23 protein-coding genes are annotated in these 25,255 nt (G+C 60.9%); 14 read left to right on the top strand and 9 right to left on the bottom strand.

Annotated elements, in window-relative coordinates; genetic code table 11:
• Positions 1-74 precede the first annotated feature (74 nt).
• Entirely contained in the window at positions 75-2,126 is a 2,052-nt protein-coding gene (locus tag ACLD1X_RS00990) for a putative bifunctional diguanylate cyclase/phosphodiesterase (RefSeq protein WP_429365749.1), read from the bottom strand.
• Positions 2,127-3,367: 1,241 nt separating this feature from the next.
• Between ACLD1X_RS00990 and ACLD1X_RS00985 the strand changes: the two genes are divergently transcribed.
• A complete protein-coding gene (locus ACLD1X_RS00985; RefSeq protein WP_429365748.1) occupies positions 3,368-3,631 on the top strand; it encodes a DUF6124 family protein in 264 nt (87 codons plus the stop codon).
• Between the two features lie 111 nt (positions 3,632-3,742).
• Here the strand turns inward: ACLD1X_RS00985 and ACLD1X_RS00980 are convergent, their stop codons facing one another.
• From ACLD1X_RS00980 to ACLD1X_RS00970, 3 genes are all read right to left on the bottom strand, one after another.
• On the bottom strand, positions 3,743-4,339 hold the full coding sequence (locus ACLD1X_RS00980) for a superoxide dismutase (RefSeq protein ID WP_008022038.1): 597 nt from the start codon (positions 4,337-4,339) through the stop codon (positions 3,743-3,745).
• Positions 4,340-4,503: 164 nt separating this feature from the next.
• Positions 4,504-5,106, bottom strand: coding sequence for a LysE/ArgO family amino acid transporter (locus ACLD1X_RS00975; RefSeq protein WP_429365747.1), 603 nt, complete (start codon positions 5,104-5,106; stop codon positions 4,504-4,506).
• Between the two features lie 5 nt (positions 5,107-5,111).
• A complete protein-coding gene (locus ACLD1X_RS00970) occupies positions 5,112-5,513 on the bottom strand; it encodes an ACT domain-containing protein (protein WP_429365746.1) in 402 nt (133 codons plus the stop codon).
• Positions 5,514-5,609: 96 nt separating this feature from the next.
• Between ACLD1X_RS00970 and ACLD1X_RS00965 the strand changes: the two genes are divergently transcribed.
• The 4 genes from ACLD1X_RS00965 to ACLD1X_RS00950 all read left to right on the top strand — a co-directional run bounded on the left by ACLD1X_RS00965 (position 5,610) and on the right by ACLD1X_RS00950 (position 9,636).
• Entirely contained in the window at positions 5,610-6,503 is an 894-nt protein-coding gene (locus ACLD1X_RS00965) for a LysR family transcriptional regulator ArgP (RefSeq protein WP_429365745.1), read from the top strand.
• A 54-nt stretch (positions 6,504-6,557) separates the two neighbouring features.
• Positions 6,558-7,550 carry an NAD-dependent epimerase/dehydratase family protein gene (locus tag ACLD1X_RS00960; protein WP_429365744.1) on the top strand — a complete coding sequence of 331 codons (993 nt, stop codon included), beginning with the start codon at positions 6,558-6,560 and terminating at the stop codon, positions 7,548-7,550.
• Positions 7,551-7,666: 116 nt separating this feature from the next.
• Complete coding sequence (locus ACLD1X_RS00955) at positions 7,667-8,539, top strand: ATPase (protein ID WP_429365743.1); 873 nt, start codon at positions 7,667-7,669, stop codon at positions 8,537-8,539.
• Between the two features lie 248 nt (positions 8,540-8,787).
• A complete protein-coding gene (locus ACLD1X_RS00950; RefSeq protein ID WP_429365742.1) occupies positions 8,788-9,636 on the top strand; it encodes a cache domain-containing protein in 849 nt (282 codons plus the stop codon).
• A 123-nt stretch (positions 9,637-9,759) separates the two neighbouring features.
• Here ACLD1X_RS00950 and ACLD1X_RS00945 read toward each other — a convergent pair whose 3' ends face one another.
• Together ACLD1X_RS00945 and pobA are read right to left on the bottom strand one after the other, a co-directional pair.
• Entirely contained in the window at positions 9,760-11,277 is a 1,518-nt protein-coding gene (locus ACLD1X_RS00945) for an MDR family MFS transporter (RefSeq protein WP_429365741.1), read from the bottom strand.
• A 77-nt stretch (positions 11,278-11,354) separates the two neighbouring features.
• Positions 11,355-12,539: a 4-hydroxybenzoate 3-monooxygenase gene (pobA, locus tag ACLD1X_RS00940; protein WP_429365923.1), complete on the bottom strand. Its 1,185-nt coding sequence runs from the start codon at positions 12,537-12,539 to the stop codon at positions 11,355-11,357.
• Between the two features lie 190 nt (positions 12,540-12,729).
• On the opposite strand from pobA, the gene ACLD1X_RS00935 reads away from it, so the two are divergent.
• Positions 12,730-13,626, top strand: coding sequence for a helix-turn-helix domain-containing protein (locus ACLD1X_RS00935; RefSeq protein WP_429365740.1), 897 nt, complete (start codon positions 12,730-12,732; stop codon positions 13,624-13,626).
• 9 nt (positions 13,627-13,635) lie between these two features.
• Here the strand turns inward: ACLD1X_RS00935 and ACLD1X_RS00930 are convergent, their stop codons facing one another.
• Entirely contained in the window at positions 13,636-13,812 is a 177-nt protein-coding gene (locus tag ACLD1X_RS00930) for a hypothetical protein (protein WP_172901564.1), read from the bottom strand.
• A gap of 208 nt (positions 13,813-14,020) precedes the next feature.
• Positions 14,021-14,926 carry a LysR family transcriptional regulator gene (locus ACLD1X_RS00925; RefSeq protein ID WP_429365739.1) on the bottom strand — a complete coding sequence of 302 codons (906 nt, stop codon included), beginning with the start codon at positions 14,924-14,926 and terminating at the stop codon, positions 14,021-14,023.
• Positions 14,927-15,039: 113 nt separating this feature from the next.
• Between ACLD1X_RS00925 and ACLD1X_RS00920 the strand changes: the two genes are divergently transcribed.
• Both ACLD1X_RS00920 and ACLD1X_RS00915 read left to right on the top strand, forming a co-directional pair.
• Positions 15,040-15,918 carry an MBL fold metallo-hydrolase gene (locus ACLD1X_RS00920; RefSeq protein ID WP_429365738.1) on the top strand — a complete coding sequence of 293 codons (879 nt, stop codon included), beginning with the start codon at positions 15,040-15,042 and terminating at the stop codon, positions 15,916-15,918.
• Between the two features lie 33 nt (positions 15,919-15,951).
• Complete coding sequence (locus tag ACLD1X_RS00915) at positions 15,952-16,566, top strand: NAD(P)-dependent oxidoreductase (RefSeq protein WP_429365737.1); 615 nt, start codon at positions 15,952-15,954, stop codon at positions 16,564-16,566.
• Positions 16,567-16,690: 124 nt separating this feature from the next.
• On the opposite strand, the gene ACLD1X_RS00910 is transcribed toward ACLD1X_RS00915, so the two are convergent.
• A complete protein-coding gene (locus tag ACLD1X_RS00910) occupies positions 16,691-17,572 on the bottom strand; it encodes a LysR substrate-binding domain-containing protein (RefSeq protein WP_429365736.1) in 882 nt (293 codons plus the stop codon).
• Between the two features lie 159 nt (positions 17,573-17,731).
• Here ACLD1X_RS00910 and ACLD1X_RS00905 point away from each other — a divergent pair, with 159 nt between their 5' ends.
• The 6 genes from ACLD1X_RS00905 (at position 17,732) to ACLD1X_RS00880 (ending at position 25,129) form a co-directional block, all read left to right on the top strand.
• Positions 17,732-19,369 (top strand): 5-guanidino-2-oxopentanoate decarboxylase, encoded by a 1,638-nt coding sequence (locus ACLD1X_RS00905; protein WP_429365735.1) that lies wholly within the window; start codon positions 17,732-17,734, stop codon positions 19,367-19,369.
• Positions 19,366-20,814: an aldehyde dehydrogenase family protein gene (locus tag ACLD1X_RS00900; protein ID WP_429365734.1), complete on the top strand. Its 1,449-nt coding sequence runs from the start codon at positions 19,366-19,368 to the stop codon at positions 20,812-20,814. Before ACLD1X_RS00905 ends, ACLD1X_RS00900 begins: the two co-directional genes overlap by 4 nt.
• A gap of 217 nt (positions 20,815-21,031) precedes the next feature.
• The gene (locus ACLD1X_RS00895; RefSeq protein WP_421139419.1) at positions 21,032-22,135 is read left to right on the top strand and encodes an ABC transporter substrate-binding protein; all 1,104 of its coding nucleotides are present in this window, start codon (positions 21,032-21,034) and stop codon (positions 22,133-22,135) included.
• Positions 22,136-22,301: 166 nt separating this feature from the next.
• Positions 22,302-23,210, top strand: coding sequence for an ABC transporter permease (locus tag ACLD1X_RS00890; protein ID WP_429365733.1), 909 nt, complete (start codon positions 22,302-22,304; stop codon positions 23,208-23,210).
• On the top strand, positions 23,207-24,055 hold the full coding sequence (locus ACLD1X_RS00885; RefSeq protein WP_085714459.1) for an ABC transporter permease: 849 nt from the start codon (positions 23,207-23,209) through the stop codon (positions 24,053-24,055). The genes ACLD1X_RS00890 and ACLD1X_RS00885 overlap by 4 nt, the downstream gene beginning before the upstream one ends.
• An 18-nt stretch (positions 24,056-24,073) precedes the next feature.
• Positions 24,074-25,129 (top strand): ABC transporter ATP-binding protein, encoded by a 1,056-nt coding sequence (locus ACLD1X_RS00880; RefSeq protein ID WP_429365732.1) that lies wholly within the window; start codon positions 24,074-24,076, stop codon positions 25,127-25,129.
• Positions 25,130-25,255: the final 126 nt, after the last annotated feature.

Raw genomic sequence — 25,255 nt, 5'->3', positions numbered from 1 at the left:
CCAGAATGAGTGCGTTATCGTTCACGACCATCGCGAGCAAGCTCGCTCCTTCAAAAAACAGGGTTGCGGGTTTTTTACAAAATAGCGGCGTTACTGCGTTGGGCCTGCTTCAGGTACAGACCCAGTTCCCGTGCCGGCAACGGCTTGCTGTAGTGATAGCCCTGACCTTCGTGGCAGCCTTCGGAAATGATATAGGCCTCTTGCTCGGCGGTTTCCACGCCTTCGGCAATCACCTGCATGCCCAGGCTCTTGCCCAGCTGGATGATGGCGCGAACGATGGTTGCATCGTCGTCGTCATCGAGCAGGTCCTGAACGAAGCTCTTGTCGATCTTGATCTTGTCCAGCGGCAGGCTTTTCAGATAGCTCAAGGATGAATAGCCGGTTCCGAAGTCATCGATGGCGATCAGCGCGCCGGAGCGACGCAGGCTGAGCAGGTGCTGGGCCGCCGTGCTGATGTCTTCCATCAGGCCGGTTTCGGTGACTTCCAGCTCCAGGCTGCGGGGCGGCAGGCGGTACATCTGCAGCAGGTTGTTGACCACCCGTGGCAGTTCGGCGTGGTGCAATTGGACCGTGGACAGGTTGACCGCCATGCGCAGGTCGCTGAAGCCCTGGTCATGCCACTCGCGTAATTGCTTGCAGGCCTGGTCCAGCACCCATTCGCCGATGGCAATGATGGTGCCGTTCTGTTCGGCCAGCGGGATGAACAGGTCTGGCGGCACCAGGCCGTGCTCGGGATGCTGCCAGCGAATCAGGGCTTCGACGCCCACCACGCGGTTGTCGCGGTAGCTGATCTGCGGCTGGTAGACGAGGTAGAACTGATTGCGGATCAGCGCATCGCGCAGGTCTTTTTCCAGTTCGCGGCGGCGGCGCATTTCGGTGTCGACGCTGGCGATATAGAACTGATAGCGGTTGCGCGAGCGGGTCTTGGCCAGCGTCATGGTCTGCTCGGCCTTTTGCAGCAACTTCTCGGTGCTGTCGCCGTCCTCGGGGAACAGGGTGATACCGATGGTGGCGCGCAGGCGGATCTCCTGGTGATCGAGGGCGAACGCCGCCTCCAGGTCATCGAGAATGCTTTGCGCCAGCTCGGCGGCTTCGTAGGGTTGCTCGATATCGGCCTGGACCAGGGCGAACTGGTCGCCACCAAGGCGGGCGAGGGCGCCCAGGCGACCACTGTGACCGCGCAGGCGATCGGCCAGGGCCAGCAGCAACTGGTCGCCGGTCTGGTAGCTGAACTGCTCGTTGATGCCCTTGAAGTCATCGAGGCCGACACACAATACCGCGACCCGGCGTTGCAGCCTGCCGGCGTCGATAAGGATCTTGTCCAGTTGCTGCTGCAATTGCTGGCGGTTGGGCAGTCCGGTCAGGAAGTCGTATTGAGACATGCGCAACAGGCTGTTTTCCGCTTCGTGGCGCAGATGGGTATTGCGTTCGATGGATTCGAGCAATTGGTTGGCGGTGTTGATCCAGATACCCAGTTCGTTTTTCTCGTGCCCCTTGAGCAGCGGAATCTTGTGTTCGCTGGGACGATCCGGATTGATTTCCGTGAGGTGCTCGATGATCCGCGACAGCGGCTTGGTCAGCAGCCAGTGATAGACCAGGTACAACACCAGCCCCATGGCGAGCGCGCGCAACACGCCGGAGATGAAGATGATCACCGAGCTGACGATGAATCCCTGGCCGTAGGTGGCGGTATCAAGGGTGATGCTCAGGTCGCCGTAATACTCGCTGTAAGGGCCGCGACCGACCAGTTGGGTGGTGAAGGTGCGTTCCTTGCCAAGAATCAGGTCGGTCAGCCAGCGACTGTTGGAGTGCTGCAGTTCGCGGGATTTTTGCGCGAGCATGGCTTCGTTGGGATGGCCGATGGAGGCCTGGCGCACGGCGTCGTCCTGAAACAGGCCTTCGATTACCTGCATGCCCATTTCCCGGTCCAGGCTGTAGACGGCCTGGGTCGAGGGGTCGCGAAACATGTCGAGGATGCGCTCGGCATCGTTGGCGACGGCCTGGCGTGTTTTATAGGCATCGAACACGATCTGCGCGCAGCTCAAGACTACGCCGACGATCAATGCCGACAGGAGCACGACCCGGAGCAACTTCACCGACAAGCTGTTCTTGAGTTCCAGCTTCAAAGGGTTATTCCTTGTTCCGTGCGGGTAGCATCAAGTTGCCATGAGTATTGGCAATCCCGTGATGGCAGTCAAAGGGACAATCATCCTTGGGGGATTTTGCCTGCAGCTTGGCCGATTTGCAGTTGTCCTGGCGAGTTTGCCTATTAGTACTGTGTCGGTTGTCGAGTCCTTCAACTTGAGGGGGGGGTGGAGATATTTTCCTTTTGTTTGATGTTAGTCGGCGTGGGCGGGGGAGCAAGGGGCTGGAGGCTGGTTATGTTGTGGGAAATTGGCTTCGTTCGGGTTTTTTTGGGGGTGGGGGACATATCCGTTGCTGCGGTAACGGCGGCTGGTGGTTTCGCCCTTACGGCGAGGCCCTTTTGTCAAACGCCCGGAGTGCCGGCCCAGCCAAAAGGAACCAAAAAGTCTCGCCCCGAACGTACGGCCCCTCGCCTAGGCTCGGGGTTCCTTCGCTCCGGCATTCATCCGGGGGCATTGCCCTACGGTTTGCTTCGCTGCACCTCCCTGCAATGTGTTCGACTGCGTCGAACGGCGCTGCGCGCCATTCCCCGGATGAACGCCGGAACGAGGCCTGCCGAGGGGGCGGGTGGATCAAGATCAAGAGCTGCAGGCGAGCTAACGCTCGGCCTGTTGTTTGGTGAAGAGCAGAGCGGGTGTTCGCCGATCTGCCTTTGCTCTGCTCTTCTGTGGGAGCGAGCCTGCTCGCGATGGACGTCAACGATGACGCGGGCTGCCTGAATGCCCGCGGTGTCCGGACGTTTTTCGCGAGCAAGCTCGCTCCTACAGGGATCTTCAGTGGCCACAGGTCCCGACTAACAACCGGGGAGGTATGACTCACCCACATAGGTAACAAAACAGTTCAAGCACATAGGTAACAGTTTTTAACTGGCCCGGGACGCTCCCGTTACGTTTTGGGAGTTATTGCGGTGTAGGAAAGCGCCAGAAGTTTCCCACGCAGTTTTCAGGTTGTCCGTCGGAAGCGGGCTGAATAGCCTTTGGCGGTCGCTGAAAACTCAGCGACCGGGTGTGAGAACCCGGCTACTTATGGTCATCCAGAACCTGTGCACGCATAATCGCCGCCAGCTAATCCGCTGTCTGTAAATGCGTCATGGCGGCTGTGTGCGGGCAGACTTAGGTCTGGCCCGGGTGTCCATACCGGTTTCTCACCTCGCACATAGCTGCCACCTCTTCACCGCGTGAGAAACGGCAAGTGGTGGCCTCAGCGCTAGAGGAATGGTTTTATGGACAAATTAATCCCCGATCCCCCCTGCAACACCCCCAAACCCTACAGCCCCCGCACCATGTTCATGATCGTCCCCGACATGGACACTGAAAGCCTCCTCGCCCACGCCTGTGAATCACTGGCTTCAGCCAATGTCATGGCGAGTGATTTCGCCACCTGCCTGACTGGCCCCCAGCGCAACACGGCGCTGGCCATTTCGCAGATTGTCATGTTGGCGGAGCTGGCGGTGAATCGCGCGCTGGATAACCTCGATCCGCAGTAGTTGGCCGACTGACCGCGTTATCGTTCTTCGCGAGCAGGCCCTGCCGAACGCTGAAAATCCCGGGCAATAAAAAACCCGGCATAAGCCGGGTTTTTTTGACTGGCATCGAGCTTAAGCGGTGAAGGTTTTGCCTTCGAACTGCTCAGCCACGAACTTCCAGTTAACCAGGTTCCAGAACGCTTCAACGTACTTCGGACGCAGGTTGCGGTAGTCGATGTAGTAGGCGTGTTCCCAGACGTCGCAGGTCAGCAGCGGGGTGTCGCCGTTGGTCAGCGGGTTGCCGGCGCCGATGGTGCTGGCCAGGGCCAGGGAACCGTCAGCCTTCTTCACCAGCCAGCCCCAACCGGAACCGAAGGTGCCGATGGAAGTCTTGCTGAACTCTTCCTTGAACTTGTCGAACGAACCGAAAGCCGCGTTGATGGCTTCAGCCAGTGCGCCGGTTGGTTGGCCGCCAGCGTTTGGCGCCAGGCAGTTCCAGTAGAAAGTGTGGTTCCAGACCTGAGCGGCGTTGTTGAAGATACCGCCCGAGGAAGTCTTGACGATTTCTTCCAGGGTCTTGCCTTCGAACTCGGTGCCTGGCACCAGGTTGTTCAGGTTCACGACGTAGGTGTTGTGGTGCTTGTCGTGGTGAAACTCCAGGGTTTCCTTGGAGATGTGCGGCTGCAGGGCATCGTGTGCGTAAGGCAGCGGCGGCAATTCGAAAGCCATGATGATTCTCCTAGTCAGGTCAGTTGCGGTGAGCGCAAGGCCGATCACGGGCGGCCAGACAAGCGCCGGGGAGTTTGTACTCTTTGCGGCGCAGGGAGTCGGATCATAGCACCGGGGGGGCGGCATAACCACGCAACAACTGTGTGGAATAGAGCTTGTGCGGATCAGATGGCCGCGATCAACTGCAGCGCTACGGCAAACATCATCACCGCCACCAACAGATCGAGAATTCGCCAGGTGCTTGGGCGGGCGAGCCACGGTGCCAGCCATGCGGCACCGAGCGCCAGGGTGAAGAACCACAGCAGCGAGGCACTGGCCGCGCCGACGACATAAGCGCCAGGCTCGGTTTGTTGTGCGCCCAGGGAGCCGATCAGCAAAACGGTATCCAGATAGACGTGCGGGTTGAGCAGCGTGACCGCCAGCGCACTGAGCATCACCGCCCGCAGCGAGCGTACGGTCTGGTTCTCGCCTTGCTCGAGGCTCTGTTTCGAAAAGGCCCGGCGCAGTGCCTGGCTGCCGTACCACAACAGAAACGCTGCGCCGCCCCAGCGGGCGATCGCCAACAGTGTCGGATTCTGTGCCAGTACGGTCGCCAGGCCGAATACCCCGGCCGCCACCAACAGGGCGTCGCAGGCCACGCAGAGTGCCGCTACCGGCAGGTGATGTTCACGCCGCAGGCTTTGCGCCAGGACAAACGCATTCTGGGTGCCGATCGCCATGATCAGGCCGAAGGCCACGAGCAGCCCGTTCACATAACTTTGCCACATGACGTTTACTCCGCGTTGGCTGCCAGATCCCGCAACACTTGCAGGGCACGGTCGGCGTCGGCCTGGCCGACAAACAAATGGTCGTGGTAGTAGCCGGCAATCACGTTGCAGCTGATGCCGGCCTTGCCCAATGCCGTGGCGAACGCGGCGGTCAGGCCGACCGCTTCGAGGGCCGAATGCACGTTCAGGGTGATCCAGGCGGCGATGTAGTCGAAGCTGAATCCGGCTTTTTCGGCGTGGGAGCGTTCGAGAATCACGGTCAGGCCTTCCTGTTCGCGGAAGCTGCCGACAATCTCCAGACCTGTAGGCAATTTGCCGTCGCGCAGGGTGCAGAACACGTATTCGCCGGCATTGAGTTGCGGGCTCATGCTGCGCAGCAGCGTTGCCAATGAAGTTTCGCCAGCCATGTGGGTGATCCTTGTTCAAGAGTTCTTGCTGGTCATTGTCCTTGTGCAGGCTGTATAAGAAAAACAAATCATGCTGATCGCTCATTAGGAAAACTGATGTTCGACTACAAATTGCTTTCCGCCCTGGCCGCTGTGGTCGAACAAGCCGGTTTTGAACGGGCAGCCCAGGTGCTGGGCTTGTCGCAATCGGCAATTTCCCAGCGCATCAAGCTGCTGGAAGCACGGGTTGGCCAACCGGTAATCGTAAGGGCGACGCCGCCAACGCCGACGGAAATCGGTCGACGCTTGCTCAACCACGTGCAGCAGGTGCGCTTGCTTGAACGGGATCTGCAAAGCCTGGTGCCGGCGCTGGATGAAGAGGGCCTGCCGGAACGCCTGCGCATCGCCCTGAACGCCGACAGCCTGGCCACTTGGTGGGCGCAAGCGGTGGGGGCTTTTTGCGCGGAACAACATCTGTTGATGGACCTGGTGGTCGAAGACCAGACCGTGGGCCTCAAGCGCATGCGCGCCGGTGAAGTGGCAGCCTGTGTCTGCGCCAGCGAGCGTCCGGTGGCGGGCGCGCGCAGCGTGCTGCTGGGGGCGATGCGTTACCGTGCGCTGGCCAGCCCTGCCTTTATTGCCCGGCATTTTCCGCAAGGCGTGCGCGCCGATCAGTTGGCGCGAAGCCCGGCACTGGTGTTTGGCCCGGACGATTTCCTGCAGCATCGCTATCTGGCATCCCTCGGCGTCGAGGGTGGTTTCGAACACCATTTATGCCCGTCTTCGGAAGGATTCATCCGTCTGACGGAAGCCGGTCTGGGCTGGGGTCTGGTTCCGGAACTGCAGGTGCGCGAGCAACTTGAAAGGGGCGTATTGCGGGAGCTGCTGCCAGATAAGCCAATCGATGTGCCGCTGTACTGGCATCATTGGCGTAATGGTGGTCAGTTGCTGGGGCTGCTCACCGATCAATTGGTCAGCGCATCAAAGCAATGGCTGGTGCCCTTGGACTGACGCGCAGCGTCAAGACCTCACGTAATACGCAAAACGAAATATTCGGAGCAATTCATGAAGATTCTGGTTACCGGCGCAAGCGGCTTCATCGGCGGGCGCTTTGCGCGTTTTGCCCTGGAGCAGGGCCTGGACGTACGGGTCAACGGTCGCCGGGCCGAGAGTGTGGAGCATCTGGTACGCCGCGGAGCCGAGTTCGTCCAGGGCGATTTGAGCGACCCGGAGCTGGCGCGCGAACTGTGTGCGGATGTCGAAGCCGTGGTGCATTGCGCTGGTGCCGTCGGCCTATGGGGGCGTTACCAGGACTTCCATCTAGGCAACGTCCAGGTCACCGAGAACGTGGTCGAAGCCTGCCTGAAACAACGGGTTCGGCGGCTGGTGCATTTGTCGTCGCCGTCGATCTACTTCGATGGCCGCGATCACCTGGGCCTGACCGAAGAGCAGGTGCCCAAGCGCTTCAAGCACCCTTATGCCGCCACCAAGTACCTGGCCGAGCAAAAAGTCTTCGGCGCCCAGGAGTTCGGTCTGGAAACCCTGGCCCTGCGCCCGCGTTTCGTCACCGGGGCCGGCGACATGAGCATCTTCCCGCGCCTGTTGAACATGCAGCGCAAGGGGCGCCTGGCGATCATCGGCAACGGTCTGAACAAAGTCGACTTCACCAGTGTGCAAAACCTCAACGAGGCGTTGCTCAGCAGCTTGCTGGCCAGCGGTTCGGCGCTGGGCAAGGCTTACAACATCAGTAACGGCACACCGATTCCATTGTGGGACGTGGTCAATTACGTCATGCGCAACATGCAAGTCCCACAGGTCACCCGCTACCGTTCCTACGGCCTGGCCTACAGCGTGGCGGCGCTCAACGAGGGGGCGTGCAAGTTGTGGCCGGGGCGCCCCGAACCGACGCTGTCGCGCCTGGGCATGCAGGTCATGAACAAAAATTTCACCCTGGACATCAGCCGCGCCCGGCATTATCTGGATTACGATCCCAAGGTCAGCCTCTGGACCGCGCTCGATGAATTCTGCGGCTGGTGGAAGGCACAGGATATTCGCTGACGCTCGCTCAACGCGCCCTCACTGAACCGGTACCGGGCTTCAGGGTCAATGGTTACGGCTGTGGGGTTTATACTGCGCGGCATAAAGCCATTATGTGATTGACTAAGGTTGACTCAATGTCCATGCGTAACGATGCCAACGACGACTTCGACGATGTACCGAGCCTGCGTGCAGACGTTCTCGATGACGACTTTCCGCCGACTGCCCGCACGGTCGTGCATTCGCGCACGGCGCCGGTGGTGAAGGTCAAGGCGGCGAGTACCGGTCCCCTGTGGGCGTTGGTCGGGGCGTTGTTCTTTGCGTTCGCGGGCCTGGCGTGGTGGAGCTTCCAGCAGATTTCCCTGATGGAACAGCAACTGGTGGCGACCCAGGAAAGCTTTGCGCGAATCAGCGAAGAAGCGGCGGGGCGCCTGCAGGACATTTCCGGAAAGGTGGTTGCCAGCCAGACCAGTGTCACCACCGACAGCGAGGCCCTGAAGCTGCAAATCCGCCAGCTGGAAAGCAAACTCCAGGACCAGAACGCCCAGCAGCAAGGTGTTGCCGGCCAGGCTTCGGATCTGGACAAGCGACTGGCACAAATGACCGCGCAATCGGCCGAACTGGACAAACGCCTGGTGCAGTTGACTGCACAGGACAATGAACACCAGGCGGCCAATACGCAGTTGCAGGCCCAGGTCAAAGCCTTGAGCGCCGAATTGGCCGCCGTGAAAAGTGCCCCGTCCGACTCGGAAAAACTCGATGCACAGCTCAAGAGCCTGGGCGCCGATATCACCGCGCTGAAGAAACAGGGCAACCCGAGCGCTGCCATCGAGCGACTCGAGCAAGACATGGTCGTGCTCAAAAGCGTGCAGGATAACCGTCCAGCCGCTGCTCAGGGATCGACCAACACCGCCGAATTCGATGCGTTCCGCAGTCAGGTCACCCGCAACATCAATACCCTCCAGGCGCAAATCCAGAACCTTCAGCAGCAACTGCGCACCCGGCAGTAATCAGAACACTTGTGTCGAGGGAGCTTGTTGTGGCGAGGGGGCTTGCCCCCGTTCGGCTGCGCAGCAGTCGTAAATCAGGCACCGCGGTTGATCTGGTAAACCGCGGCGAATGGATTTGGGGCGGCTTCGCCACCCAACGGGGGCAAGCCCCCTCGCCACAAAAGCCTATGACCATGTTCTGGCGAATATTCATACATCCCCCTTGCCGTCTACGCTCTTGAAACACCATCAAGAACGAGGGATGCGCAATGGGGTTTCTGCATAGGTTCGCCTTGCTGTGCGGTATGTTTTTATTGTGCCTGGGCCAGGTGCAAGCCGCCGGGACGGAGAAGGACGACAGCAAGGCGGCCATCGCCCTGCTGGAAAAAGCCCTGGCTTACTACCACCAGAATGGCGACAAGGCCTTGGCGGCATTCAGCCGCCAGGGTGAGTTTGTCGACAAGGACCGTTATGTCTTTGTGCTCGACACCAAGGGCGTGATGCTTGCCAGTGGCGGGCCGTCATCGGCATTGATTGGTCGGGACGTCTCGGAAGTGCTTGGGCCGGATTTGCAGAAAACCTTCAAGGAGGCCCTGAAAGTGCCGGAAGGCAATGGCATTCAGCAGGCGGAGTATCGCTGGCAGAACTGGAATGACGGCAAGGTCGAGCGCAAGCATGTCTACTACCAGCGCGTGGGCCAGCGGATTCTGGCGGTCGGTTATTACCTGCCACGGGCATCCGCCGAACAGGCCATGGCCTTGCTGAACAAAGCGGCAACCGATCTGGCCAAGGACGAAAAGGGCACCCTGACGGCAATCAACTCCCTCAAGGGCGGCTACCTGCAGGATGACCTGTATGTGTTTGCCGTCGACCTGGATAACCGGCGTTATGTGGCCCACGGCACCAACCTGCGGCTGGTCAATACCGACTTCAGCAAGGTCGAGGACCCGGAAGGCAAACCGGTAGGCGAGCCGATTCTGGCGTTGATGGCCGGGCAGGATTACGGCGAATACCAATACCGCTGGAAAAACCCGGTGACCGGCAAGGTCGAGAACAAACATGCCTACCTGAAGAAAGTCGGGCATTTTCTGGTGGCGGTCGGGTATTACAGCACTTGAACCGTAGTGACTGTCAGACCGCTTTCGCGAGCAAGCCCGCTCCCACAGTTGGCCGCGTGTTCATGAAGAACTCGGTCTAATGTGGGAGCGGGCTTGCTCGCGAATACAGGCGACGCGGTCTGCCTACCGAACCTTATCCTCGCGCCCGCGCAACAGCATGTTCGGCATGGCAATCGCCGCCGCCAGCCCCAGCAGCGACACCACCGCACTGACCGTCAGCAAGTGCCGGAACGTCAACAGCAACTCGGCGCGCAGAGCGTTCTGCGCGTCACCCGGTGCGGCGTTCAAGCCGTCGAGCAGCACATTGCCTGAACTGCCCTCGACGATCAGGGAGGAGCCGGCCAGGTGCGCAAAACTTGAATCCTGCAACAACGCCAGCAGCAGCGCCGACATCAACGCCACACCCACGGCACCGCCCAGCGAGCGGAAGAGGTTGGTGGTGCTGGTGGCGACGCCGATGTCGCGCTGGTCCACCGAGTTCTGCGTGCCGACCAATGACGTCGGGAACTGCATGCCGGAGGAAATCCCGCAGAGCAACATGAACAGGCTGCTCACGACGAATGCCTGCGGCGGGCTGAACGCCATGCCAAGTATCGCGATGGGCATCAGTGCAGCACCGCTGAGGATCATCGGTTTGTAGCGTCCGGTCACGGAAGTACGGCGGCCGGCGAAATACGCGCCAATCGGCAAGCCCATGGCCAGAGGCAACAGATGCAGGGCGGCACTGTCGGCACCGGCGCCGGTCACGCTCTGGAAGCGCAATGGCATTAGCACAATCAGCGAGATGGCCTGGAAACTGGTGAAGAAAATCGTGCACCAGCACAGGATCGCATTGCGGTTGGCGAACAGATGCATGGGCAGCAAGGGCTCCCGTGCCCGCCGCTCATGAACGACAAACAGCCCCAGCACCAGCACCGCACAAGCGAGCAACACCAGCACTTCGGTACTGCGCCAGGAATGCCCCTGACCGACCTGCGTGATACCCAGCAACAACGCTGTCAGCCCGATGATCATCAGTACGGTGCCAAGGTAGTCGATGACCGGTTTGCGTTGCGGAATCGGCAGGCCCACCAGCGTGCGATAAGCCACCAGCCAGGCGCCCAGGCCCAGCGGCAGGTTGATCAGGAACACCCAGCGCCAGGACAGGTATTCGGTCATGTAGCCGCCGAGCACCGGGCCGGCCACGCTGGCCACCGCGTACATGCTGCTGAAATAGCCCTGGTACCGGCCGCGTTCCCGTGGCGGCACGATGTCACCGATGATCGCCTGGCTTACCGAAATCATCCCGCCGGCCCCGATGCCCTGGAAAATTCGCGCCAGCACCAGTTGCTCCATGCTCTGTGCCATGCCGCAAAAGAGCGACGCCAGGGTGAACAGGCCCATGCCGAACAGCATCAGCTTGCGCCGCCCGTACAGGTCGCCCAGTTTGCCGTAGATCGGCACCGCCACGGTCATGGCCACCATGTAGCCGGAAATCACCCAGGCCAGCAGGCTGACGTCCTTGAACTGCGCGGAAATGGCCGGCATCGAAACGGCGACGATGGTCTGGTCCAGCGCCCCGAGAAAGATCGCCAGCATCAGGGCGATCAGCACGCTACGGATGGCGGGTTTGGGCATTTCAGGCTGGTGGAGATTGGTCACGGGAAACCTGTGGGCAGTGATTGACCCGCAAGGAGCAAGGCGAGCGGGAGTGCTCGCCAGTGTAAGTCGATAGCAAGCTATTCGATAGTCTCGTATGGAAGCCCGACGTAATTTTCCGCAATGGTCTTGCGACCCGCTTCCGAGCCGATGAAGTACTCCAGTTCCGATTCGGCAATGCGCTGGCTGAAGGCATCGTGGTCGTCGAAACGGTGCAACATCGACGTCATCCACCAGGAGAATCGCTCAGCCTTCCACACCCTGCGCAGGCAAATTTCGGAGTACTTCTCCAGCAAATCGACGCGATCTTCGCGGTAAACCCTGAGCAGAATGTTGAACAGGGTACTGACGTCACTGGCGGCCAGGTTCAGGCCCTTGGCACCGGTGGGCGGGACGATGTGCGCGGCATCGCCGACCAGGAGCATTCGCCCGTACTGCATCGGTTCAACCACGAAGCTGCGCAGCGGCGCGATGCTTTTTTCGATGGACGGTCCGGTCACCAGTTTTTGTGCAAGATCGACTGGCAGACGGGCTTTGAGTTCGTCCCAGAAACGTTGGTCCGACCAGTTTTCGACATGATCGCTGGCGGGCACCTGCAGGTAATAACGGGTGCGTGTCGACGAACGCATGCTGCACAGGGCAAAACCGCGCTCATGACGGGCGTAGACTAGCTCATCGTGGACCGGCGGGGTATCGGCCAGAATCCCCAGCCAGCCGAAGGGATAGACTCGTTCGAATATTTTCAGGCATTCGGCGGGGATCGATTGCCGCGCCACTCCATGGAAACCGTCGCAACCGGCGATGTAGTCGCAATCGAGACGCCAGGTCTCTCCGTCCTTCTCAAAAGTGACAAACGCTTCGTCGGTTTTCAGGCCGTGGGGGACGACGTTTTCGGCTTGATAAATCGTCTGCGCACCGACCTCCCGACGAGCGGCCATCAGGTCGCGGGTGACTTCGGTCTGGCCATAGACCATCACGGTTTTGCCCCCTGTCAGGGCGTGCAGGTCGATGTGTACCCGGCGCCCGTCAAGGGCCAGTTCGAAGCCGCCGTGCACCAGCCCCTCGGCGTCCATGCGCTGGCTTACACCAGCCTGGCGCAACAGCTCTACCATGCCTTGTTCAAGCACGCCGGCGCGGATTCGGCCGAGTACATAGTCCGGGGTCTGACGTTCTAGAATGAGGGTGTCGATGCCGGCGTTGTGCAGCAATTGGCCGAGCAACAAGCCTGAAGGGCCGGCACCAATGATGGCGACCTGGGTTTTCAGTGTTTTCATTGTTTTTATGACTCGCAAGCTTCACGCGACCAGGGCCGGTGAGTGATTTTTATGGATCGAGTGCTTGCATTTTTCCCTTGCGAGTCTGTCAATTGAAGGTGAAAACTGAGTCGATAGCTGTACATTCTGCCAATCGGTGCGATTATCGCCCGTCATCTACTCCGAGGCCTGGATTGAAGTGATGAACAAGCCTGACATGCCTTCGATTCCGGTGTTCAAGCTCTACGGTGAAAGCCTGGATTGGCCGACCCCGGACTTGCTGCACTGTGAAACCATTTCCAAACGCAGTAGCGAACATCATTGGGAAATCAAACCCCACCGCCACGCTGATTTGTGCCAGTTGCTCTTCGTATTCAAAGGTCAGGCAGAGCTTGAAATCGAAGGCAGGCGCACGCAACTGGTGGAACCGGTCATCCAGATCCTGCCGCCGCTGTCGGTGCACGGCTTTCGCTTTGGCGAAGACGTGGAAGGGTTTGTCGTGACCCTGGCCGCACCGCTGATTGCCCACCTGCAGATGCAGCTGGGACAGTCGGTCAACGCCCTGGCCCAGGCCGAAAGTTACTCGGCAGGCGATGACGCCGAGTACCTCAACAGCCTGTTCACTGCCCTGCAGAACGAATACAACAGCCATCAACCGGCGCGGGAAATGCTCATGCATTCGCTGGTCAGCGTGATCGTGGTGTGGGTCAGCCGCCAGGTGATCCAGCGTCGCACCGCGATGGCGCGACCGCAGCGGGCCCGGGAATACCTCAACGGCTTTATTCAACTGGTGGAAGAGACCTACCGCCAGCACGTCAAGGTCGAGGACCTGGCGCACCGGCTGGGGATTTCCGTGTCGCACCTCAACGGCACCTGTCGTGAGCTGGCGGGGCAACCGGCGTTGCAGATCATGCACGAGCGGCAATTGCTGGAGGCCAAGCGTTTGCTGACCTACACCAGCATGACCATTTATGAAATGTCCGACGTGTTGGGGTTTTCCGATCCGACCAACTTCACGCGCCTGTTCCGGCGTCGCGTGGGGATTTCGCCCAAGGCGTTCCGCGACCGCTTGAAGGCCGATCAGGACAACGAAGCCTGACCCCCTTCGTTACCGGAGGGCGTTGAGGGTGGCGTTGTGGGGAATGCAGCGCTCGAAGTTGCAGCTGGCGTAATCACGGGGCAGGTTACGCAGTTGCTCGACGCGCCAGGCGGCAGCGCCATACAACCCTAGCGTGACCGCACAGGTGATGAAGATCGCGAGGTATCTTCGTGTCTTGATGTTCATGGCGTTGACCTCTGAACGAATACCTTTCGGTATTACTTTGAGCATAGGTCAGCGCCGGTGAGTTACCAGCCATAACGCGCCATTCAGACCACTGATGACTTCCACTTGTGGGAGCGGGCTTGCTCGCGAAAGCGATATTTCATGCGCAAAATTTGCATCGGATGTACCGACCTCTTCGCGAGCAAGCCCGCTCCCACAATTGATCCGGTTACAGGCCGATATCCCATTGCGGTTCTTGCGGAAACCTCTCCACCAGAAAGTCCAACAGGCTGCGCAACGCCGCCGGCATGTGCTTGCGCGAGGCATACACCGCATACACGTTCATTTGCCGGGGTTCGGCCGTGGGCAGTAGGCGAATCAGTTCGCCGCTGTGGATGTGCACGCCGGCCTGGTAGGTGGGCAGCATCGCCACCCCGGCACCGGCGATTGTTGCGCGCAACAGCGTGCTGGCCTCGTTGGCGCTGATGTTGCCCTGCACCGGTACTGAAACCTGTTCGCCATCCTGCTCGAAATGCCAGAGGCTTTTGCCGAAGTAGGAATGGGTCAGGCAATTGTGCCGGCTCAGGTCCTCGACCCGTTGCGGCGCCGGATGCTCGCGCAGGTAAGCGGGGGAAGCGCAGATCACCGAGCGGCAAACCGTCAGGCGACGGGCGATCAGGTTCGGGTCCAGGTCGTTGCTGGTGCGGATCGCCAGGTCGATGCGCTCATCCACCAGGTTCACGGTGCGGTCGAGCATCTGCATGTCGATGCTGACGCCGGGGTAGCGTCGCACATAGGCGGCCATGGCATCGGCCAGTTGCGCCTGGCCGAAGGAGGTGCTGACACTGATCCGCAACAGGCCGCGCGGTGCGTCATCCGGCTCGCTGACGGCGGCTTGCATGTCAGTGGACAAGTCGAGCATCTGCCGGCAGCGCGGCAGGATCTCGTTGCCGGCGGCGGTCAGGCTCAATTTACGCGTGGTGCGGTGCATCAGGCGCGCCCCGACCCAGTCTTCCAGTTCAGCCAGATACCGCGACACCACCGGCCGTGACAACTCCAGATGATCGGCGGCGGCCGACTGGCTGCCGAGGTCGACCACCGTGACGAACACACGCATTGCTTGAAGACGATCCATGATTTGCCCGCTTTCAGAAACAAACTATGTTCAAGCATCGCATTTTTTGTACTGAGTCAGGCAACTAAGCTCTGTTCTATCGCCAATCACGGCATCGGACAACGGAGCAACAGATGATCGGACTCACCCTTCTCAAGCGAGTTTTACTGGCAAGCGCTACCCTCGGTTTCGCCGCCCATGCAGCCGCCTCGACCCTGACGCTGGATGTCTACAACCCCGGCGAAAAAGCCATCTTCCCGGTGACCTCGGTGCTGGTCAGCGGCGAAAAGGAAGCGATTCTGGTGGATGCGCAATTCGGCAGGTCCCAGGCCGAACAGGTGGTGGAAAAAATCCGCGCCAGCGGCAAGCAATTGACCACCATCTACATCAGTCATGGTGACCCGGACTACTACTTCGGCCTCGATACCCTGACGGCCGCGTTCCCCAAGGCCAGGGTCCTGGCTTCGCAGCCGACCGTTGACCACATCAAGCACACCGTCGACGGCAAACTGGCGTTCTGGGGCCCGAAAATGGGTGCCGATGTGCCGGCCAAAACCATCGTGCCGGAGGTGCTCAAGGGCGACAGCCTGATCCTCGAAGGGCAGAAGCTGCAGGTGGTGGGGCTTGAGGGCCCGCAGCCGGATCGCAGTTTCGTGTGGATTCCATCGATCAAGGCCGTCGTCGGGGGTGTCGTGGTGGCGCAAAACATCCACGTGTGGATGGCTGACACCCAAACGCCGCAGTCCCACGCCGATTGGTTGGCTACGCTGCATTCCATTGAAACCCTGAAGCCAAAGACCGTGGTGCCGGGTCATTACCTGGGCGACAGCACGGGTTCATTGGGCTCTGTGCAGTTCACCGCCGACTACATCAAGGCCTTCGATGAAGAAACCGCCAAGGCCAAGGATTCTGCCGCACTGATCGCCGCGATGAAAAAACGCTTCCCGACCCTGGGTGATGAAAGCTCCCTGGAGCTGAGTGCCAAGGTCGCGAAGGGCGAGATGAAGTGGTAACCCATTGAGCTACCCAACCTGTTGGAGAATGTCATGAGCAAAATCGCAATCATCGGGGCCACCGGTCGTGCCGGTAGCCAATTGCTGGAAGAGGCCCTGCGTCGCGGCCACAGCGTCACTGCCATCGCCCGCGATACGTCGAAGATCGGCCGGCGTGACGGTGTGGTCAGCAAAAGTGTCGATGCCCTCGATGCCGCTGCCCTGCAAGCAGCCGTCGCCGGTCATGATGTGGTGATCAGCGCGGCGCATTTCGCCACCCTGCCTGCCAGTGCCGTGATCGGGCCTGTGAAGAGCGCCGGGGTCAAGCGCCTGCTGGTGGTAGGCGGCGCCGGCTCGTTGTTGTTGCCGGACGGTACCCGGGTGATCGACAGTCAGGGCTTCCCGGCAGAGTACAAGGCCGAAGCGGGTGCCGGCGCTGAGTTTCTGGAAAACCTGCGTCAGGAAAAGCAACTGGACTGGACTTTTCTGTCGCCGTCGGCGGAGTTTGTCGAGGGTGAGCGCACGGGCAAGTTCCGCATCGGCAAGGACGATTTGCTGGTGAGCAGTGCAGGGCGCAGCTGGATTACCTTTGCCGACTACGCGATCGCGATGCTCGACGAAGTGGAAGCACCGAAGCATTCGCAGCAACGGTTTACGGTCGGCTATTGAAGATCACTGATCTCCTGTAGGAGCGAGCTCGCTCGCGATGATCGCCAACGATAACGCTGGGAACCTGATACCCCGCGGCGTTCTCAGGTTCATCGCGAGCAAGCTCGCTCCTACAAGGTATTGTTCAGCGGCTTTGCGCCTGCTCCACCAGCCAGTCCATCAATTCGCGCAACTTCGGCGAAGGCCCGGGTTTTTCGGGGAACACCAGGTAATACGCCAGCCCCGTTGTCACCTTCAATTCGAATGGCATGACCAGTCGCCCGGCGTTCAGGTCATCGCCGATCAGCGACCAGTCGCCAATCGCCACCCCCGTTCCCTGGGACGCCATCGACATCGCCAGGTCCAGTGTTTCGAAATGCTGGCCCTTGCCGACATTGCTCAACTGTACGTCCGCGGCTTTCAACCAGGCCTTCCAGTCCCGTTCATCGCGGGTCGGGTGCAGCAACAAGTGTTGTTGCAGATCGGCCGGAGTCTGCAGGGGCATGGGGCCTTCGAGCATCGGCCTGGAACACACCGGCGTGAGTTGTTCATCGAAGAGCTTTTGCGACATCAATGAATCGTCCGGCGGTGCGCCGTACATCACCGCCGCATCGAACTGCTCGCGATGAAAATCCACGCCGTGCTTGACCGTGGTGGTCAGCTCCACCGGCACGTCCGGGCGTTCCCTTTGCCATTGCAACAGACGCGGCAGCAGCCAGCGCATGACGCAGGTCGGCGCCTTGAGCTGCAGGGTTTCGCGCTTCTCGCCGATCTGCTCCACCGCCTCGTCGATCAGGCCGAAAATCTGCTGCACCCGTGGCAGCCATTCCCGTCCTTCGGCTGTCAGGTCCAGGCCTCGGGCCTGACGGACGAACAGCTCATAACCCAGAAAATCTTCCAGCCCGGCGATCTGCCGACTCACCGCACCCTGGGTGATAAACAGCTGTTCGGCAGCACGGGTGAAATTGCAGCACTGCGCGGTAATCAGGAATGTGTGCAGCGCCGGCAGGGGAGGCAGTCGTTTCATTGGGATCCAAGGTATGACGTGAGGACATGGCTAGTATGACTTTTTATCCATTGTTGCGGCTACGTGTCGCCCGTTCCAATGAGGCCATTCCCGGGCCTGCGAATCCATCATAAACACAGCGCATGCCCGGCGTCTCAAACGAACAAGAAGGGCAAAGACATGGCGACGTGCGGCGAAGTATTGGTCAAGTTACTCGAAAACTACGGAGTCGAGCAGGTGTTCGGCATTCCGGGGGTTCATACCGTGGAGTTGTATCGCGGGCTGGCCCGTTCGAGCATCAACCACGTCACGCCGCGCCATGAACAGGGCGCCGGCTTCATGGCCGACGGCTACGCCCGCACCAGCGGCAAACCCGGTGTGTGCTTCATCATCACCGGCCCAGGCATGACCAACATCACCACCGCCATGGGCCAGGCCTACGCCGACTCCATCCCGATGCTGGTGATCTCCAGCGTGCAATCGCGCAGCCAGTTGGGCGGCGGTCGCGGCAAACTGCATGAGCTGCCGAACCAGGGCGCGCTGTGTGCCGGTGTCGCGGCATTCTCCCATACCCTGATGTCGGCGTCGGAATTGCCAGGCGTGTTGGCTCGCGCCTTTGCCCTGTTCCAGGCTGGCCGCCCGCGTCCGGTGCACATTGAAATTCCGCTGGACGTATTGGTTGAAGACGCCGACGACCTGCTCACCAGCCTGCCGGTCAACATCGACCGCGCCGGTGCTTCGCCGAGCGCCGTGTCGCGCATGACCGATTTGCTGGCCGGCGCCAAGCGCCCGCTGATTCTTGCCGGCGGCGGTGCAATCGACGCGGCGGTCGAGCTGACCGAGCTGGCCGAGCTGCTGGACGCGCCGGTAGCCCTGACCATCAATGCCAAGGGCATGCTCGCCTCCGGCCACCCGCTGCTGATCGGTTCGACCCAGAGCCTGGTCGCCACCCGTGCGCTGGTCGCCGAAGCCGATGTGGTATTGGCCATCGGCACCGAACTGGCCGAGACCGACTACGACGTGACCTTCGCGGGTGGCTTCGAGATTCCAGGCCAGCTGTTGCGCATCGACATCGACCCGGACCAGACCGTGCGCAACTACCCGCCGCACGTGGCCTTGGTCGCTGACTCGCGCAACGCTGCCCAGGCCTTGCTCAGCGCCTTGTCGCACAAATCCCTGGCCGAGCGCCGCAACGATTGGGGTCAGGTACGCGCCGCTCGTTTGCGTGAAGATCTGGCCGCCACTTGGGACGCGCCGACCCTGGCCCAGACCCGTTTCCTGGAAACCGTGCTGCACGAACTGCCGGACGCCGTGTTTGTCGGCGATTCGACCCAGCCGGTATACACCGGCAACCTGACGTTCAACCCGGAGCGTCCGCGTCGCTGGTTCAACTCGTCCACCGGTTACGGCACCCTCGGTTACGCCTTGCCGGCGGCGATTGGCGCCTGGCTCGGCGGCAGCGCTGAAAGCGGTCATCGCCCACCGGTGGTATGCCTGATCGGCGACGGCGGCCTGCAATTCACCCTGCCGGAACTGGCCAGCGCCGTTGAAGCGCGCACCCCGGTCATCGTGTTGCTGTGGAATAACCAGGGTTACGAAGAGATCAAGAAATACATGGTCAACCGTGCCATCGAGCCGGTCGGCGTGGACATCTACACCCCGGACTTCATCGGTGTGGCCAAGGCCTTGGGTTGCGCGGCCGAAGCCGTCAGCAGTGTCGAGCAATTGCGCGGTGCCTTGCGCGTGGCCACCGATCGCCAGGGCCCGACCCTGATTGAAATCGATCAGACCGAATGGATGAAGGCGGTGTCGAAATGAGTTTCCCGACTACCCTGGATGGCTTGTACATCAATGGCCAATGGTCGGCCGGCAACGAACACCTGCGCGTCATCAATCCGGCGACCGAAGCCCTGTTGACCACGGTGAACGGTGGCGATGAGCGCGCTGTCGATCAAGCGGTGAGCGCGGCGACCCAGGCGTTCGCCGCCTGGTCGAAAACCACGGGCGCCGAACGCGGCGCGATCCTGCGCAAAATCGCCGCTGGCGTGCAGGCCAATCGCGAAAAACTGATGCACCTGCAGTCGAGCAACAATGGCAAGCCGCAGTTCGAAGCCGCGATCGACGTCGATGACGTGATCGCCACGTTCGACTACTACGCCGGTCTGGCCGAAGGCCTGGACGCCAAGCAGGACAGCGCCATCGAGCTGCCAAGCGACGATTTCAGCGCTCGCCTGCGTCGTGAACCCTGTGGCGTGGTCGGCCTGATCGTGCCGTGGAACTTCCCGATGGTCACCACCGCGTGGAAACTCGCCCCGGCCCTGGCCGCCGGTTGCTGCGTGGTGCTCAAGCCTTCGGAAGTGACGCCGCTGCCGGAACTGGAACTGGCGACGATTATTGCCCAAGCCGGCTTGCCTGCCGGTGTGTTCAACCTGGTGTGCGGCACCGGCCTGGCCGTTGGCGCTCCGCTGTCGGCCGACCCGCGCATCGCCAAGGTGTCGTTCACCGGCAGCAATGCGGTCGGCGTGCAGGTCATGCAGCGTGCGGCGGAAACCGTCAAGGGCGTGAGCCTGGAACTGGGCGGCAAATCTTCGCTGCTGGTGCTGGCCGATGCCGATATCGACCTGGCGGTGGAAGTGGCTTGCGGCGGTGGTTTCTTCAACGCCGGGCAAATGTGTTCCGCCACCAGCCGCGTGCTGGTCGCCAATGAGCTGGCCGACGAGTTCCTGACCCGGGTGAAGGCCCGTGCCGAAGCGATTCGCGTGGCCGACCCGTTCGACCCGAACGTGGAAATGGGCGCCCTGGTCAATCAGGCGCAATACCAGCGTGTGCTCGGTCACATCGACCGCGGTTTGAGTGCCGGCGCCAAACTGGTTTGCGGCGGCAATCGCCCGGCCGACCTGCCGCGCGGATATTTTTTGCAGCCGACAGTCTTCACCGAAGTGCCCCTCGACAGTGCGCTGTGGAACGAAGAGATTTTCGGCCCGGTGATCTGCGTGCGCAGTTTCGCCTCTGAAGCCGAAGCGATTGCCCTGGCCAACGACAGCCAGTTTGGCCTGGTCGCCAGTGTGGTCACGCGCAATGCCGAGACCGCCGACCGCGTCGCCAACGCTTTGCAGGCCGGGCTTGTGTGGATCAATGCGCCGCAAGTGATCTTCCCGCAGACCGCCTGGGGCGGCTACAAGCAGAGCAGCATCGGCCGCGAATTGGGGCCGTGGGGCTTGCAGGCTTTCCAGGAAATCAAACACGTGATTCGGGCCGTCTGAAGGCACGAAAAAGGTGAGCGCATGCCTCGTGATGAGGCATGCGCTGACGTCATGGCTTCAATGAGTTTTTATCGATAGTCAGGTGTTTTACACGACCTCAGGATGAACTCGCCGGCTCAGCCTGGCCCCCGAAAACACAGGGGCTAAAGCTGATCCAGCCGCGCGGATGCAACAGTTTCGACCAGCCTCATACCTACAAAAACAAAGGGAGTCCGTAATGGGCGAGCATGATCTGAACAGACGTCAATTCATCAAGACCGTGGGCGTAGCCTCGGTTGCAGCAGCGGCCATGAGCATGCCGTTCATCAAGGCCAATGCCAGCGATACACGTTTTGCCGGCAAGACCCTGCGTTTGCTGACCTGGTCCGATGACACCGGCCTGGCTGCGCTGCGCAACATCGCCGCGACGTTCGAAGACAAGTACGGCTGCAAGGTCATCGCTGACCGCACCGGCAGTACTTCGGAAATGGTCGCCAAGCTCAAGGCCGGTGGTGATCGTCCGCAATACGACATCATCACCCTGGCAGGCGTCGGTGCCGAAGGTCTGGCCGCCGCCAACCTGCTGGAAAAACCCGACCTCAACCGCATTCCCAACCTTGTCGATGTACCGGAGAAGTACCGCACCGGCGCCAATGGCCACGGTATCGGTTACCTGCTGTGGTGCAACAGCCTGGTCTACAGCACCCGCACCCAGAAAGAAGCTCCGACCAGCTACGCGGCCCTGTGGGACCCGGAACTGGCCCCGAACATCTTCCTGCCGCCGCCGAACTGGACCGAGGCCATGGACCTGATCATCATCGCCGCCAAACTGGCCGGTGGTGACGAACACAACATCGAACCGGGCTTCAAGAAACTCGCCGAGCTGAAAGATCGTGTGGTGACGCTGGGTGAAAACCCGAACCAGATCGCCGAGCTGTTCCGCACCGGTTCCCTGGACATGGGCGGCCTGTACGCACCAGCGTTCTTCCCGAAACAGATCCGCGATCCGAACTACGGCCTGAGCGCTACATTCGGCATGAAGGAAGGTTTCTACACCGACCTGATGCAGTCGGTAATGCCCAAGAACCGTCCGGGCGACACCGACATGGCCTACGCCTTCATCAACCACTCCCTGGACCCACTGGTGCAGGGCAAGATGGCTGAAGACATCTACAACGGCCCGGTCAACGCCAAGGCGATCATCTCCGCCGAAGCACGCAAGAGCCCGTACATCCTCACGCCGGAGCAGATTGCCGAGAAGGCGATCATGCACGACAACGCCTTCCTGGCGACTGTGCATGACCAATGGATTCGTCGTTACACGGAAATCTTTTCTTCCTGATCTGTAGGAGCGAGCTTGCTCGCGATGGATGTTAACGATGACGAGGGCTGCCTGAATGAACGTGGCGCCCTCACTTCCTTCGCGAGCGAGCTCGCTCCTACATGGGATCGGGGTCTACACCCCGCTTCCGTGTGCCACTGATCTTCCATTGACGAGACCCTTTGCTATGGAACACCAACCTCTGACCCATCCGGTGAGTGCCGCCCCCGTGCGCGCTGCTCAGGGTGTTTCGCCAACGACGCGGGCCTGGCTTTTCCTCTCGCCGTCGATGCTGTTTCTAGGCGTACTGATTGCCGCCAGCCTGCTGGTACTGCGCATGAGCGTGGGCACCAAAGGCGCGGAATGGTCCGGCTTCAGCCTGGCCAGTTACGCCCAGTTGCTGGAACCCTATTACCTCAAATCGCTGATGCTGACCCTGCGCCTGGCGCTGATCAGCGCGGTGATCGCAGTGATTCTGGCGATCCCGGTGGCCTACACCATGTCGCGCCTGACCTCACCGTTCGTGCGACGGATCTTCCTTGCGGCAGTGTTGCTGCCATTGCTGGTCAACCTGTTGCTGCAAAGCTACGGCTGGCTGGTGATCCTCGGTCCTGGCGGCATGCTCAACCAGACCCTGATGGGCCTGGGCCTGATCAAGCGCCCGATCATGCTGTTGTACAACCAGAACGGCGTATTGATGGGCCTGGTGCAAACCGCCTTCCCGCTGGCCGTGTTGCCGATTGCCAGCGCCATGCGCGGTGTCGCTCGCAGCTATGAAGAGGCCGCCGCCACCCTTGGCGCCAGCCGCTTGCAGGTGTTCCGCCAAGTGGTATTGCCGATGAGTCTGCCGGGGATCATTACCGGTGCGACCCTGGTGTTCGCCTACAACGCCAGCAGTTTCGTGGTGCCGTTGCTGCTCGGTGGCCGGCGCGTGCCGATGCTGGCTGTGATGGTGCACGACCAGATCGCTCCGCTGATGAACTGGCCCGCCGCATCGGCTGCCGGTGTGGTGCTGATCGTTACCACCCTGGCGATCATGACCCTGTCCGAATACATCACTGGCCGTCGTCGCCGCATGCTGGAGGCTTCGCAATGAGTACCCTGATCAAGAAGCGCCAGTCGCTGTTGCCGGGTGAAACCGGCAAGTTTGCCGGCATCCTCTCGGGCTTCATCCTGCTGTTGGCGGTGCTGCCGATCCTGACCATGATCGTGATGTCGTTCAGCGGTGCGTCGAACCTCGACTTCCCGCCGAGCAGCTACAGCCTGCAATGGTACAAAGCCGCCTGGCACACCTTTGTGTCACCGGACGCCAGCGACGTACTGAGCCTCGGCCAGGCCATGACCACCAGCCTGCTGGTGTCGTGCCTGACCATGATCTTCGCCACGCTGATCGCAGTGCCGGCGGCCTACGCGCTGACCCGTTGCGAGTTCCGCGGCAAGGCCGTGGCGCTGCAACTGATGTCGTTGCCACTGGTGTTCCCGATGGTGGTGTTGGGCCTGGCATTGCTGCTGGTGTTCGACAGCCTGCCGTTCCACATGACCACCTCGCGCCTGGTGATTGCCCACGTGATCCTCGCATTGCCGTTCGTGGTGAAGAACTGCACGGCGGCGATGCTCTCCATCGGCAGCGAAGTCGAAGAGGCCGCGCAAATGCTCGGCGCTTCACCGCTGCGGGCGATTGTCGATGTGGTGGTGCCGTTGATGAAGTCGGGGATCCTGGCGGGCATGCTGCTGGCGTTCATCGTCTCGTTCAACGAGTTCACCGTGACCTACTTCCTCTACACCATCGATGTGATGACCGTGCCGATCTGGATGTACAGCCGCACCGTGTCTTCGCTCGACCCAACCGTATTTTCGTTTGCCGTGCTGATCGTGCTGATCGACTTCGTCCTGATCTGGGCGCTGGAGAAGCTGGTTGGTGAAGGTGGCGTTTCGTTCTGATTTCTTGAGGTGCTTCTTATGTCTGGTCTGATTCTGGAAAACGTCGAGAAACATTACGGCTCGGCCTGCGCGGTAACGGATGTGAACCTGCATTTGCCCGAGGGCAAGCTGGTGTGTTTCCTCGGCCCTTCGGGCTGTGGCAAAACCACGTTGCTGCGCATGATTGCCGGCCTTGAAACCCTGACCGGCGGCGAGATCCGCCTGGACGGTGAAGACATCGGTAACACCCCGGCGCACCTGCGCAACTTCGGCATGGTGTTCCAGTCCCTGGCACTGTTCCCGCACATGACCGTGGGCGAGAACATTGCCTACCCGCTGAAACTGCGCGGGGTCAGCAAGGCCGACCAGCAGAAGCGGGTGGTGGAATTGCTGGAACTGATCCAGCTGCAACAAATGATCAATCGTCCGGTGGCCAAGCTCTCCGGTGGTCAGCGTCAGCGCGTGGCGATTGCCCGGGCGATTGCCTCGCACCCGAAAATCCTCTTGCTCGACGAACCGTTGTCGGCGCTGGACGCCAAGCTGCGCGAGTCGATGCAGGTGGAAATCCGCCAACTGCAACAACGCCTGAACATCACCACCATCATGGTGACCCACGACCAGCGCGAGGCCATGACCATGGCCGATATCGTGGTGGTGCTGGGTGAGCATCGGGTGCAGCAAGTGGGCACGCCGATTGAAATCTACCGGCACCCGGCCAACGAGTTCGTCGCCGATTTCATCGGCTCGGGCAACATCTTCCCGGCCACGGCGCTGGGCAACGGCAAGGTCAGCCTGCCAGGTGGCGATGCGCTGCAAGTGCCGATCTGCACCAGCATTGCGGCCGGGGAGAAGCTGAAGATGCTGATTCGCCCGGAAGACTTGCAACTGTCTGCACCGCAGGCAACCGCGGGCAACCGCTTGCTGGGCAAGGTGACGTTCGTGCGCGATATCGGCGCGACCATCGAGACCACGGTCGAGTGTTCCGGGGTGTCGTTTACCGCGCTGAGCACGCCGTGCCAGGGCTTCGGCCTGAGCATCGGGCATCCGGTGTCGGTGACATTGCCGGCGGAGGCTTGCCGGGTACTCGGGGCCTGATCCAAGACTTGTATTGCCTGAGCTGACCTCTTCGCGGGCAAGCCCGCTCCCACAGGGTATGTGGCGTTCACAATACCTGTGGGAGCGGGCTTGCCCGCGAAGGCGTCAGCAACCGCACTGAAAATT

The organism is Pseudomonas sp. 18173 (assembly GCF_050432945.1).
GTDB lineage: Bacteria > Pseudomonadota > Gammaproteobacteria > Pseudomonadales > Pseudomonadaceae > Aquipseudomonas.
This window is presented reverse-complemented; position numbering and strand designations above follow the sequence as displayed.